The sequence below is a fragment of the Snodgrassella sp. M0351 genome, assembly GCF_016100575.1.
In the GTDB taxonomy this organism is placed as follows: domain Bacteria; phylum Pseudomonadota; class Gammaproteobacteria; order Burkholderiales; family Neisseriaceae; genus Snodgrassella; species Snodgrassella alvi.
Window position 1 is genome coordinate 920,644 of sequence record NZ_JACFSG010000001.1, and the last position, 13,769, is coordinate 934,412.

Genomic DNA, 13,769 nt, shown 5'->3' on the forward strand with positions numbered 1-13,769 from the left:
GAATCCTGAAACAGGATTCGGTTTTTTATAAAATAAAATTTTTAATTCGTTCGATATATAAAGACAGTTATCTTTAAAAATATTTATGTTCAGCTATAATGAATATTATCTGAAAAGTTGAAAACAATGATTTTAGGAATTCAAACCGATTCTTGCGGTCGCTGTGTACACTATCATAATGAAAATGATATCGCTGCCCTTCAATGTGCCCAGTGTAAACAATACTATGCCTGCTTTAAATGCCATGATTTGATGTGTGATCATACATTTGTAGCAATGACAACTGAAAATAGCCAACCGGTTATGTGTGGAAATTGCAAAACCCTCTTAACCTATAAACAGTATCAGCAATATCAGTGTCCGTTTTGTCAGGCTTCTTTTAATCCACGCTGTGCATTACATAAAGATATTTATTTTAAATAATATATATTATTAGTTATCATCAAGGTCAACAATTAGTCCATCTTCATCCCATTCGGTTTTACGTACTAGTTCGTTCTTTTCAAATACAGATTCACTTTTTTTGGCACCTGAATCATACCAGGTTAGAACAACACCGCTGACTTTATTATCTATAATTGCAACATCAGAAATCAGATGTCCGCTGTTATCCCATGTAGTCATCGTTTTTACCACGCCTTGATGTACAGTCATATCCTGTTTTATCTGCCCGTTAGCGTACCAGCGCTGCCAGCGCCCTTCTGCTTTTCCGTTAACGAAATAAATTTCTCCGCGTTTATGGCCATTTTCATACCAGCTGCGTGTTTTGCCATTCGGTAAACCATTTTTCCAGCTTATTTCAATCGCAAGCCGGCCATTTGGATACCAGCTATGCCATTGTCCGACTGGTTTACCATTTTTATAGTTGCCTTGTAGTTTCTTTTTACCATCCGAAAACGATAGCTGTAATACGCCTTCTTTCATAGCCGGAATTAACTGTTGTAACTGATCTATGGGTAAAGCATATTCAGCAGCGTATTTGTTTTTTTCAGGTTCAGAAAGAATCTGTTCATTAACCTGATCGTTTTTTGATTGGTGAGAATTCTGATGATATTGAACCTTTGGCTGCTTATTCACAACCTGCTGGTTTATATCTGTATTGACAGCTTTATGCGCTTGGGACTTTATCTGCCATACAACTGTTATTACAATCAAAAATAGTATTATGGCGAGTACGAACCAGTAAAAGCGTCTGGCTACATACATAGTTTCTGTCCCTTTTTACTAAGTAGAATCATTATTTTATGCAATAAAAATTATATCTATAGATATTACATTCTTTTTCAAATAAATGATTGATTATATGAATGTATCAATTATTTTTGCCAGTAGGTTTTCACATTAACAAACTCATAAATACCAAATTCTGACAATTCGCGTCCGAATCCGGAATCTTTTACTCCGCCAAAAGGCAGGCGTAAATCACTACTCGTATGTCGGTTAATAAATACACTACCTACATTTAAATGTTCTGCGAATTTCCATGCCTGTGAAGTGTTCTGCGTATAAATACTGGCTCCCAGACCAAAAGGATTATCATTAGCCAGCGTTAATGCATGATGATTATCACTGGCTCGCAGAATAATCGCTACTGGTCCGAATACTTCTTCATGATATACACGACAATCCGGATTGACTTTATCCAGAATAGTAGCCGGATAAAACCAGCCTTGTACATTTTCCGGGATTTTGCCGCCAAGTAAGCATTGGGCACCATGGGTTAGTGCATCCTGAACCTGCGCATGAACCAATGTACGTAAATCATTGCGATGTAGTGGTGCCAAAGTTGTGGACGGCAGCCATGGCTCTCCCATTTGCAGTTTCCGACAGTGTTGCATTAAAGCGGCCAGAAATTCATCAGCAATGTCATTATTTATAATCAGACGTTTGGCTGCATTACATGACTGACCGGCATCGCGAAAGCGTGAATAACAAGCATCTGCAGCAGCCTGCTCAATATTCGCATCATTTAATACAATGAACGCATTGCTTCCGCCCAGTTCCATAACACATTTGCGTAAATGACGGCCGGCCAGTGCAGCCAGATATCGCCCGGTTTGGGTTGAACCGGTAAAAGCCAGTGCCTGCGTTTGAGCAATAGCATATTCAATATCATCATTACTGAGCCAGACAAGTTGTAAAGGTAAATCATCCCCTATCAATTCAAACAGCATCTGGCTAATTTTGCCTACAGAAGGTGCAGGTTTTACCAGACAGGCATTTCCGGCACATAAAGCAGGAATAGCAAAGCGCAAAATCTGCCATACCGGATAATTCCATGGCATTACTGCCAATACTGTTCCTAGAGGTTCAAAACGAACCTGACTCAGGCTTGCCTGCGTGGCAATAGTTTTATGAGCAAGCAGCTCGGGCGCTAAATGCGCATAATAACGAATCAGAGCAATAGATTTACTGATTTCTGCTTCACACTCACGTAAACAGCGTCCTACTTCAATACAAATCTGATAGGCCAGTTCGGTTTGTGCTTGTTCCAGTCGCTGAGCAAACTCTAAAAGATAATGAGTACGTGTTTGCACATTTTCACAGGCAAAATTACGTTGTTTACTGGACAGCTGCTGATACTGTAAATCGAATTCAGCTCTGGTCAGATTTTCACGGGTAAATAGAATTTCACCTGTAATGGCATGATAACTGGTATACAACTCAAAAATCCTTCAACTGCAAACGGTAAATCCATACATATTGAATACAAGACAATATATGTCTGCAAAAAATATTGACCTTATAAAATTTATAAGGTCAATAATAATTTTATTATTCGTCAGCCGTATCCAGCTTTTGTACACCCTGCTTCACTTTATAGCGATTTTTTAACCATTGCAGATTAGCAATAGCAAGGTTTTGTGCCAGATTTTCGCTGATAATTTGCTTAGCCTGTGGCAAAACATTACCCATATCCTGAGGTGGTTTAATTGCATTAATTTTAACCAATACTGGATTTTGCTGATCGGTAAGTAAAATATATGCCGGTTTGTTGTTTGCGGGTTTGGCTTTAATCCAAAGCTGGAAATCATCCTTGGACATCATCGCTACAGCTTGTTGTGGTGTAAGATCTGTACTTGGTGACCATGACAGACTGGAAATGTCACCTTTATTTAAATTTTCCAGAGCCTGCTTAGCTGATGCTGTCGCCAGCTTTTTGGCTTCCTCGGCAATGTAGTCCTGTTGTATCTGAGCTTTAATCTCTGCAAAAGATGCCTGATGTTCTTTACGTACATCCAGTGCACGTACCACCCAATATGTTCCGTTACCCAAATCAACTGGTTCAGAATTATATCGTTTTACCAGTACATCATTTCCAAATAAAACGTCTTGCAACGCTTTAGGCATCCGATTGGCATTGGCCATATCGCGTGTTACCCAACCCTGATCTACCTTGTGAATTTGTAAACCAAGCTTATCATTAATCGGCTGTAATGTTTTTGGGTTATTAAATGCCAGATCACTGACAGTTTCTTTCATTTTCGCAACAACAGCTGCACCTTTACGAATCTGAATCTCTTGAGTTAATCGTGCTTTTACACTTTCCAATGAGGGTTTCGGAGCTGATGCGGAAGTCGGAATCTGATTATATGCTTCCTGTAGCTCAGCTTCACTGACTGTTTCCTTAGCGCCCAGCTCTGCAGCAGACAATTGTACAAATTCATATTTCACAGCCTGCGGCAGATAATAACGTTTTTTATTCGCTTCGTAATAAGCTTTCAGCTTGCTATCATCAACAGCTACCTGACTGACAAAATTTGCTGCAGGAAAGGTAATTGTTTGAACCTGACGTGCAGATTGCAACAGATTAATCATTTGTCTGGCCTGTACGTCACTTACGACATTACCGGCTTTCATAAGATTCAGCATAGTCTGCATAGCGTACTGTTTACGCATACCGTCTATAAGAGCTTCTTCTGTCATTCCTGACTGTTGTAAAAATGCGCGATATTTGGCTTCTACAAATTTTCCGTTTTCCTGAAAACTCGGGTCAGATGCAATTACCTGTTTTATCTGGCTGATAGAAACATTAATATTCATATCATTAGCAGCCTGCTGGATATAAGCCTGATCACGCAGTGTTTCATAAGCAAGCTGTTTACTTACCGGATTACCAGATGCGTTCTGTAGACGCCGCTGAAAATCATTGACGTCGTTTATTTTAATTTTTATGTCACCTACTTTGCTGACATAATCAGAACCGGGAACAGCCAGTGAATAGCCGCCTGCAAATACAAAACTTAGACAAATCGCTCCTAGAATAATTTGAGCCGGGGTTTTATATTTTTCTACAATATGAAACATGAGATTCAGTTAACTTTATTTAAAACAGACAGAACGATATTGTAACTTTTTTTATTAAGCTAAACCATGTTGATTAAAGAATTAATGCACAAAAGCGACAAACAATAAAAAGGGCGGGAAAATATCCCGCCCAGCTTGATTACAAAATTCAAATCAAAGAGCATCTTTCAGTGCTTTACCTGCACGGAACTTAGGAGTTTTGGCTGCTTTGATTTGCAATGGCTCGCCAGTTTTCGGGTTACGTCCAGCACGTGCAGCACGTTCACCAACATAAAATGTACCGAAACCCACTAAAGTTACAGTATCACCACTTTTCAGTGCTTTAGTAACAGAGCTAATCATACCGTCTAGAGCCTTTGCTGCAGAAGCTTTAGGTAAATCGGCTTCCTGAGCAATAGCTTCAATCAATTCAGACTTATTCACAATAAAGTCCCTTTCTGTTGTTATGTTCATATGATTTTCAGTTTCCGACCATTTCCTTTATGGCAAAAACTGAACAATACATTACGATTACTTTATAACAAGCCCAAATTCTTTATGTCAAGCGTCGACACAACTACATTGAGTTAAATCATGCCAAAAACAAAGCCATTCACCATTAGTGTTGGTGAATGGCTGCATACTCAGTGTTTTACAGTTTTTGTTGTTGACTTAGGCGCCGATTTAGCTATTAAACTTTCTTCAGGTGTACTCTGCCACGGGCTGGGCGGATAAGCCAACCCCAGATTAAGTACTTCATCTATCCACTGTACCGGATGAATAGTCAGCTGTTCACAGATGTTAGCCGGAATTTCTTCCAGATCTTTAACATTGTCTTTTGGAATCAGCACATGCTTTATTCCGCCGCGTAAAGCAGCCAGCAGCTTTTCTTTCAGCCCGCCAATTGGCAGAATTTCTCCTCGCAGAGTAATTTCACCAGTCATGGCTACATCCGCACGTACCGGGATACCGGTGAAAGCAGAAACCAAAGCTAGAGTTATGGCACTACCAGCACTTGGACCATCTTTCGGCGTAGCACCTTCAGGAACATGTACGTGAATATCATTTTTTTCATAAAAATCAGGCTCGATACCCAGACTTTCAGCCCGTGAACGAACAACACTCCACGCAGCGCTGACAGATTCCTGCATCACATCACCCAGCTTACCGGTACGCAGAATATTGCCTTTACCACGAAATTTGCTGGCTTCAATAGTTAAAAGTTCACCACCCACTTCTGTCCAGGCTAGTCCTGTTACCTGACCAATACGGTTTTCATTTTCCGCTACTCCATAATCAAAGCGACGGACACCAAGATAGTCATGTAAATTATCTGCATTAATGACAATCGTTTCTGGTTTTACTTTAGCTTTTTTACCTTTACTGGTATTTTCTGCTGCAACCGCTTGCTTCATTACTACTTTACGGCAAATTTTGGCTATTTCACGATCAAGTGAACGCACACCTGCTTCACGGGTGTAATAACGGATAATATCGCGTACAGCTGATTCCTCAATGCAGATTTCACCATCGCGTACACCATTTTGCTTGATCTGTTTAGCTACCAGATATTTCATGGCAATATTGATTTTTTCGTCTTCGGTATAACCGGAAAGACGAATAATTTCCATACGGTCTAATAGCGGAGACGGAATGTTCATACTATTAGAGGTAGCAATAAACATCACATCTGATAAATCAAATTCAACCTCTGCATAATGGTCAGAAAAAGAATGGTTTTGTTCAGGATCAAGCACTTCAAGTAAAGCACTGGCAGGATCACCCCTGAAATCATTACCTAATTTATCAATTTCATCGAGTAAAAATAGTGGGTTTTTAACACCAACCTTGGCCATGTTTTGCAGAATTTTACCGGGCATTGAGCCGATATAAGTTCGCCGGTGACCACGAATTTCACTTTCATCATGCACACCACCTAACGCCATACGAACATATTTTCGTCCGGTGGCTTTAGCAATGGATTCACCCAATGATGTTTTACCTACACCTGGAGGGCCGACCAGACATAAAATAGGACCCTTAAGCTGATTCATGCGTTTTTGTACTGCAAGATATTCTAAAATGCGTTCTTTAACTTTTTCGAGACCATAGTGGTCGGCATTCAGAATCATATCGGCTTTAACAATATCTTTGCTTACCTTAGATTTCTTTTTCCACGGTAATTCAAGCAGCGTATCTATATAATTACGAACAACTGTTGATTCAGCTGACATCGGAGGCATCATGCGCAATTTTTTGAATTCAGACAGACATTTTTCTTCTGCCTCTTTGCTCATACCAGCCTGGCGAATCTGCGTTTCAAGATTAGCCAGATCATCATCTTCTTCACCCAGCTCTTTCTGAATCGCTTTTACCTGTTCATTCAGATAATATTCGCGCTGCGACTTTTCCATTTGCCGCTTTACTCGCCCGCGAATACGTTTTTCTACCTGAAGGATATCCAGCTCAGACTCAAGCAAATGAAGTAAATGTTCCAGACGGGCAGTCACATTGGTCATAGCAAGAATTTGCTGACGCTGGTCAAGTTTCAGTTGCAAGTGAGCTGCAATAGTATCAGCCAGACGACTAAGAGTATCGATACCGTTAATTGTAGTAATGACTTCTGCCGGAATTTTTTTATTCAATTTCGCCAGCTGTTCAAATTGGGATAATAAGGTACGACGTAATGCCTCATCATCGTGTTTATCCTCTTCAATGGCATCCGTACATTTTTCTATATGAGCCTCAACATACGGCCCGCTTTCATCAATATACTGTACCTTAGCCCGGTACAAACCTTCCACAAGTACTTTAACCGTACCATCAGGTAATTTAAGCACTTGCAGAATACTGGCTACTGTGCCCATGTCATACATGTCTTCAGCATGTGGCTCATCAGTATCTGCGTTTTTCTGTGCCAGCAAAAATACCGGTTCATCATGCTCCATGGCAGCATCCAGAGCCGCTATGGATTTTTCACGTCCTACAAAAAGGGGCAATACCATATGCGGGTAAACGACAACATCACGCAAAGGCAACATTGCCATCGTGGTTGGCTGTAACGGAGCAGAATCATAAATTTCAGCCATGTAATGCCTCAATCTTTCCTGGAAATATGCAATTAAATTGGATGTTAAAATGGTGCTAAACCAGTTTTTTTCAAGTATTTCAAATATTGAATAATTATTGAAAAATTCTGTATCAAGAAGATTTATTTTAAAAAGTGAAATATTGGCCGGACAAATATACGGCATCTGAAATTAACATGTCCGGCCAGACAAACTAGCGAATTACCGGTTTATAGCGAATGCGTTTGGGTTTTGCACCTTCTTCTCCCAGACGACGTTTTTTATCAGCTTCATACTCCTGATAATTGCCATCAAAAAATACCCATTTTGATTCACCTTCAGCAGCCAGAATATGTGTGGCAATCCGGTCAAGAAACCAGCGGTCATGTGAAACGACGAGTACGCTGCCGGCAAATTCCAGTAAGGCCTCTTCAAGAGCACGCAGAGTTTCTACATCCAAATCATTTGATGGTTCATCCAGTAGCAATACATTACCACCGGAAATTAAAGTTTTGGCCAGATGCAGACGTCCGCGCTCACCTCCGGATAGTTTTCCTACAATTTTACTCTGGTCACTGCCTTTAAAGTTGAATCTGCCCAGATAGGCTCGCGCAGGAATTTCAAATTGTCCTACCTGTAAAATATCACGTCCTTCTGCTATTTCATCAAATACGTTTTTATTATCATGCAGACCGTGACGGCTTTGATCAACAATTGATAATTTTACTGTCTGACCAATCTTTACCTCACCCGTATCCGGCTTTTCCTGTCCGGTAATCAGTTTGAATAATGTAGATTTACCGGCTCCGTTTGGTCCGATAATCCCGACAATAGCACCAGGAGGAATTTTAAAACTTAAATCATCAATGAGTAATTTGTCACCAAAACTTTTGCTGACATGCTCAAACTCAATCACCTCATTACCCAGACGCTCGGCTACTGGAATAAATATTTCCTGAGTTTCATTACGTTTCTGATATTCGTAATTACTCATTTCTTCAAAACGCGCCAGACGGGCTTTAGATTTAGCCTGACGCCCGCGTGCATTCTGTCTTACCCACTCAAGCTCTTGCTTCATGGCTTTAATTCTTGCGGCCTCGGTTTTAGCTTCGTGCTCCAGTCGGGCTTCTTTTTGTTCCAGCCATGAACTATAGTTACCTTTCCATGGAATACCATGTCCTCGGTCTAATTCCAGAATCCACTCTGCAGCATTATCCAGAAAATAGCGGTCATGCGTAACAGCTACAACTGTACCCGGAAAACGAACCAGAAACTGTTCCAGCCATTCTACTGATTCTGCATCAAGGTGATTAGTCGGTTCATCCAGTAACAGCATATCCGGCTTACTTAATAGTAATTTACATAATGCAACTCTGCGTTTTTCCCCACCGGACAAATTACCAATCCGTGCATCCCATTCTGGTAACCGCAGTGCATCAGCAGCAATTTCCAGCTGATGTTCTAAATTATCTCCGGCACCTGCCGCGATAATAGCTTCCAGCCGTGCCTGCTCTTCGGCCAGCGCATCAAAATCAGCATCCGGCTCTGCATAAGCTGCATATACTTCTTCCAGTTTTTTCTGTGCGCCGGCCACATCCCCCAAACCGGATTCCACTTCTTCTCTTACTGTTTTATCAGCATCAAGCTGGGGCTCCTGTGGTAAATAGCCGATTTTGATACCACTCATTGGAATGGCTTCACCTTCAAATTCGGTATCTACTCCGGCCATAATTTTTAAAACAGTGGATTTCCCTGCACCATTAAGTCCCAGCAAACCAATTTTGGCACCGGGAAAAAAAGATAAAGAAATATCCTTAATAATCTGTTTTTGAGGCGGCACGGTTTTACTTACGCGCAGCATTGAGTATACATATTGGCTCATAGTGTATTCATCAGTGTAAATTAGTCAGAATCAGCCTGAAAGGAAGAGCTGATGATTATGATTTTAATTTTAGCATGCATATACCTGCTGTTAACGAATGCTTTGCGTTAAAATACCATCATTTATTTCTTTGCTATCCTTCATGAATATAATCTCAACCCTGATAGATTTCATTTTACATATTGATCAACATTTGCAATTTATTGTGACTCAATATGGAATATGGATTTATGTAATTCTGTTTGCTTTGATTTTTTGTGAAACTGGATTGGTAGTTACTCCGTTTCTGCCTGGGGATTCCTTGTTATTTGCAGCCGGTGGAATCGCTGCTATAGGCGAGATGAATGTGCATTTTATGGTTGTGTTGTTATTGGCTGCCGCTATCATCGGTGATGCCGTAAATTTTTCAATCGGAAAAAAATTTGGTGCCCATCTGTTTGCAAATCCGCATTCGAAAATATTCAAACAAATTTATTTACACAAAACACAGGAATTTTATGCAAAGCATGGCGGCAAGACGATTATCATTGCCCGTTTTGTCCCAATAGTGCGCACATTCGCACCGTTTGTAGCCGGAATGGGACATATGCATTATGGTCATTTTATACGCTATAACTGTATTGGTGCTATCCTCTGGGTTGTGCTGTTTTCTTATGCTGGGTATTTTTTTGGTAATCTGCCATTCATTAAACAGAATCTTTCTCTGGCACTGATTATTATCATTGCTGTTTCTCTATTGCCGGCTGTTATAGAAATACTGCGCCACAGATTTGCAGCTTCAAAGCAAAATTAAATATTCTTTTCTGCTGTTAATAACGATATTACAGGCATGTTATGAGTCAGATACATGTATTACCCGATCATTTAATTAACCAGATAGCTGCCGGAGAAGTGATTGAACGTCCGGCCAATGCACTGAAAGAAATAATTGAAAACAGTCTGGATGCGGGAGCCAGCCATATTGATATTCAGCTGGAAGCCGGTGGTATTAAACGTTTGTCCGTTACTGATGATGGCCAGGGCATAGATAAGACAGATATTCCGCTAGCTTTACATCGTCATGCAACGAGTAAAATCAGTTCTCTGGAAGATCTGGAAAAGGTAGTAAGCATGGGTTTTCGTGGTGAAGGTCTGGCCAGTATTGCCTCAGTCAGCCGCCTGACTCTGACTAGTCGTACGGATTTGGATAATCACGCAACTCAAATTTACGCAGAAGACGGTAAACTCAGTGATGTTAAACCAGCTGCACATTCCACTGGAACGACTGTTGATGTAGTTGAACTTTTTTTCAACACACCGGCAAGGCGTCAGTTTCTTAAATCTCCTGCAACTGAGTTTGCTCATTGTCGTACCATGGTAGAACGTCTGGCACTGGCTCATTCTGAAGTAGCATTCAGTTTACAGCATAATAATAAAAATATACTTTCATTGCCTATACAATCCCTGCAAGAGCGCTGCTCAGCCATTATGGGAGCAGATTTTACCGCTGCCAGCCTGAGTGTTGACGAAAAACTCAATGAAATGCGTTTACACGGACTCATTAGTAAACCCACTTTTACACATGGCAAAACCAGCCAGCAATATATTTTTGTCAATCAGCGATTTGTACGGGATAAAATTATTCTGCATGCAGTTAAACAGGCATATAACGATGTTTTACATCAGGCTTTAACACCTGCATTTATCCTGTTTCTTACCTTGCCGCCTACCGAAGTTGATGCAAATGTCCATCCAACCAAAACTGAAGTGCGTTTCCGCCAGGGTCAGGCTGTACATCAGCTTGTATTTCATACTTTGAATAAATGTCTGGCTTCTACGAATGCCAGCCATACCACCTCTGTATCCCAGCCGGAAACAGCACTCAAAGATATTATGCAAAAACAGCCGGCTGAAGTTCAACAAGTATTTGGTTCTAATAAAATCAATACTGTAATACAGTCTCCGGCACCATATCAGCGAAGCCATACACCGGTTCAGCGCAATCTGAGTTTAAAAGAATCACAGAGTGCTCTGAATACTTATGCTGAATTATATAAATCAGAACCAGTACTTGAAAACAATACAATCAGTATCCCACAATCAGCAGAAGTTGATAATGAACTGTCCAACCTGGAGCAAGTACGCGGTATAGATTCTACTTATCAATCAGTACAGGCAAATGAAACGATAGTTCCCCCACTGGGATATGCTATTGCCCAGCTACTTGATATATATATTCTGGCACAAGTAGAAGACGCACTTATTCTGGTCGATATGCATGCTAGTGCCGAACGGGTAAATTATGAAAAAATGAAGCAACAGCGTGATGTAACGGGTAAAGTAAGTAGTCAGACATTACTGATTCCAATCCGCTTTAATGCCAGCCATGAAGAAATTGCCCTGGCAAATGAATATGCTGCTACTTTACAAGATTATGGTCTGGATATTTCGGTTGAAAATCATCAGCAATTGGTGGTGCATACCGTACCGGCTATGCTGGTAAAAAGCGATATTAAGCTGCTGGTACAGGAAGTTTTGGATGATTTAATGAAAATTGGCAGCAGCGAAGTCATCAGGGAACGGGAAAACCGCATTCTTTCCACTTTAGCCTGTCATGGTTCAGTACGTGCAGGACGTAAATTAACTTTACCGGAGATGAATGCATTACTGCGCGATATGGAAAATACAGAACGTGCTAATCAGTGTAATCATGGTCGCCCTACATGGGTAAAACTTCGCTTACAGGATTTGGATGCTTTATTTTTGAGAGGACAATAAATAATTATCTATACTAAAATTTGATATATGAATTAATAAAAAACCTCTTAATCAGCAAGATTAAGAGGTTTTATACTAATGGTAGTTAGTGATTAGCGGTAGCCTGAGGGATAGAAGCAGTTTCAGACGCTGCCGGTAATTCAGCATAATCCGGCTCAGGTTCTGATTCGGTATTCCACATTTTACCATTCAGATAAAGCTTGCCGCCCAATAATTTCAGATGAGTTTTAATAACCCCATTGTCGACCTGTATATAGCCTTTGGTCTGCATGGATTTAACCGCACTATCAATCATCAAGCGGATTGTCTGATCAATATCTTCAAGAGCTTCCGGCCCCCCTGCACTGGCATCTACAGTAAAAAAGGCACGTGCCTGACTGATGGCAAAATTTTCCATTACCGCCTGAGGAATGGCAAAGTCCATCTCTGACTCAGTTTTGTTCAGCATTAATCCAAACTGCTGCATATCAGAGGCAAGCAGGTTTTTAAAACCAAGGCTGCCATGTATATCTATTAAGCCCTGCGGCATTTGCAATTTAAAACTGTTCAGTTTAATAAGCGGGTCATGAGTAAACAGTCCCTGCCCCTCATTACGTACAGCAGATACAATTGCTGCGCGAAGTTGCTCATTATTCAGATTCTGAGTTGATAACTGAGTAATTTTGTTATTGATCGCCACCAGACTGGCTGCATCCAGATGTTCGGCAGATGCATCAATATCCAGCGGACCATAAACATCATTGCCATACTCTAATTTAGCAAAACCAAATTTACCATTACTATTAATCCACTGATCTTTTTCCTGAGTAGAAGTAGCCAGTTTCAGATCCTGAATGTTAATTTTGGCAGGAATATTGCTACCAGCCGGACTAATAAATGCACCTATCTGCAAATTAGTTACCAGATTAACCAGCTGATCTAAACGGATACTGTTATCTGATACATCATTCCAGATAAAGGTAATGTTTTTGATACTCAGATCACTATTACCTAAAGCCAGTGATGTTTTACCATGTTCCGTATGGCTGTTCAGCTTTAAATCCTGATAAGACGCATGTCCTTTAGTCGCCAGAATCACATCCAAGCCGAGACTGACAGTATGGCTATCATAACTATTAAAATCTTTAGCATAATCAATTGTTGAATCCAGCCCCTGCCAATTGATTTTAATTCCGGATAACTCTTCATAATTGAATTTCGGAATCACAACGTGCATTTGTCCGCTTCCACTTAGATTAATGGTATTTTCAAGCTTTAGCGGCGCGTTCTGGCCAAAAAAACGATCAAGAATCTGTTTTGTCTGAGGCGTGAACTGCAGTTCAGTTTCTACATGAGCCCGTACAGGACGAATACTGCCGGCAAATAATCCATGATGTACATGATTAACCAAAGTAATCGGTTGTTGCAGTACCGTGCGTACATTATCCGGTAACTGTTGCTGTACACCGGCAAAAAAACTGGGTTTAAAGCGAATCTGCATAGTCTCTGTTGAGCTAAACCAGCCGCGTTCATAGTTCTGCTTTTCAATCAGCAGAAAAGAATTTTTGGCTAGTAAAGCACGCTGTTCGTCAAGACTTTGCTGGGCTTTAATACCCAGATAGTATGGCAAACCCAGTAAAATCAGTAATACAACCGCCACTAAGGCAGCAACAATCGTTACAATACGTTTATTCATGCTTGAAATATCTTATATATCTACGTTCTGCAAGATTAGCAGGATAACATCAAACAGAGCATTTGTCCGCCGGGTTTGCTGCTGATAACTGCCCTGGTTT

The 13,769-nt window shown here is 40.6% G+C and carries 10 protein-coding genes; 3 read left to right on the forward strand and 7 right to left on the reverse strand.

Annotated features, from left to right (window positions below; genetic code table 11):
• The first annotated feature begins 126 nt into the window (after nucleotides 1–126).
• Nucleotides 127–423: a CHY zinc finger protein gene (locus H3V01_RS11255; RefSeq protein WP_038648860.1), complete on the forward strand. Its 297-nt coding sequence runs from the start codon at nucleotides 127–129 to the stop codon at nucleotides 421–423.
• 9 nt (nucleotides 424–432) lie between these two features.
• Here the strand turns inward: H3V01_RS11255 and H3V01_RS04160 are convergent, their stop codons facing one another.
• The 6 genes from H3V01_RS04160 to ettA form a co-directional block, all read right to left on the reverse strand.
• The gene (locus tag H3V01_RS04160; RefSeq protein ID WP_198186069.1) at nucleotides 433–1,206 is read right to left on the reverse strand and encodes a toxin-antitoxin system YwqK family antitoxin; all 774 of its coding nucleotides are present in this window, start codon (nucleotides 1,204–1,206) and stop codon (nucleotides 433–435) included.
• Between the two features lie 110 nt (nucleotides 1,207–1,316).
• Nucleotides 1,317–2,663 carry an aldehyde dehydrogenase family protein gene (locus H3V01_RS04165; protein WP_198186070.1) on the reverse strand — a complete coding sequence of 449 codons (1,347 nt, stop codon included), beginning with the start codon at nucleotides 2,661–2,663 and terminating at the stop codon, nucleotides 1,317–1,319.
• Between the two features lie 112 nt (nucleotides 2,664–2,775).
• Nucleotides 2,776–4,308 carry a peptidylprolyl isomerase gene (locus tag H3V01_RS04170; protein WP_198186071.1) on the reverse strand — a complete coding sequence of 511 codons (1,533 nt, stop codon included), beginning with the start codon at nucleotides 4,306–4,308 and terminating at the stop codon, nucleotides 2,776–2,778.
• A 153-nt stretch (nucleotides 4,309–4,461) separates the two neighbouring features.
• The gene (locus H3V01_RS04175) at nucleotides 4,462–4,731 is read right to left on the reverse strand and encodes an HU family DNA-binding protein (protein WP_025330749.1); all 270 of its coding nucleotides are present in this window, start codon (nucleotides 4,729–4,731) and stop codon (nucleotides 4,462–4,464) included.
• Between the two features lie 200 nt (nucleotides 4,732–4,931).
• The gene (lon, locus tag H3V01_RS04180) at nucleotides 4,932–7,376 is read right to left on the reverse strand and encodes an endopeptidase La (RefSeq protein WP_370570113.1); all 2,445 of its coding nucleotides are present in this window, start codon (nucleotides 7,374–7,376) and stop codon (nucleotides 4,932–4,934) included.
• 193 nt (nucleotides 7,377–7,569) lie between these two features.
• Nucleotides 7,570–9,237, reverse strand: a complete 1,668-nt coding sequence (gene ettA / locus H3V01_RS04185; RefSeq protein WP_084554121.1) for an energy-dependent translational throttle protein EttA — start codon at nucleotides 9,235–9,237, stop codon at nucleotides 7,570–7,572.
• A gap of 148 nt (nucleotides 9,238–9,385) precedes the next feature.
• On the opposite strand from ettA, the gene H3V01_RS04190 reads away from it, so the two are divergent.
• Together H3V01_RS04190 and mutL are read left to right on the forward strand one after the other, a co-directional pair.
• A complete protein-coding gene (locus tag H3V01_RS04190; protein WP_084554406.1) occupies nucleotides 9,386–10,030 on the forward strand; it encodes a DedA family protein in 645 nt (214 codons plus the stop codon).
• A gap of 41 nt (nucleotides 10,031–10,071) precedes the next feature.
• Nucleotides 10,072–11,994 carry a DNA mismatch repair endonuclease MutL gene (mutL, locus tag H3V01_RS04195; RefSeq protein WP_198186072.1) on the forward strand — a complete coding sequence of 641 codons (1,923 nt, stop codon included), beginning with the start codon at nucleotides 10,072–10,074 and terminating at the stop codon, nucleotides 11,992–11,994.
• A gap of 85 nt (nucleotides 11,995–12,079) precedes the next feature.
• Here the strand turns inward: mutL and H3V01_RS04200 are convergent, their stop codons facing one another.
• The gene (locus H3V01_RS04200) at nucleotides 12,080–13,669 is read right to left on the reverse strand and encodes a YdgA family protein (RefSeq protein ID WP_198186073.1); all 1,590 of its coding nucleotides are present in this window, start codon (nucleotides 13,667–13,669) and stop codon (nucleotides 12,080–12,082) included.
• Between the last annotated feature and the right edge of the window lie 100 nt (nucleotides 13,670–13,769).

What these genes read in the sequence shown, in the direction of transcription:
- H3V01_RS11255 (WP_038648860.1), top strand. Translation starts at nt 127, where the DNA reads ATGATTTTAGGAATTCAAACCGATTCTTGCGGTCGCTGTGTACACTAT.
- H3V01_RS04160 (WP_198186069.1), bottom strand. Translation starts at nt 1,206, where the DNA reads ATGTATGTAGCCAGACGCTTTTACTGGTTCGTACTCGCCATAATACTA.
- H3V01_RS04170 (WP_198186071.1), bottom strand. Translation starts at nt 4,308, where the DNA reads ATGTTTCATATTGTAGAAAAATATAAAACCCCGGCTCAAATTATTCTA.
- lon (WP_370570113.1), bottom strand. Translation starts at nt 7,376, where the DNA reads ATGGCTGAAATTTATGATTCTGCTCCGTTACAGCCAACCACGATGGCA.
- ettA (WP_084554121.1), bottom strand. Translation starts at nt 9,237, where the DNA reads ATGAGCCAATATGTATACTCAATGCTGCGCGTAAGTAAAACCGTGCCG.
- mutL (WP_198186072.1), top strand. Translation starts at nt 10,072, where the DNA reads ATGAGTCAGATACATGTATTACCCGATCATTTAATTAACCAGATAGCT.
- H3V01_RS04200 (WP_198186073.1), bottom strand. Translation starts at nt 13,669, where the DNA reads ATGAATAAACGTATTGTAACGATTGTTGCTGCCTTAGTGGCGGTTGTA.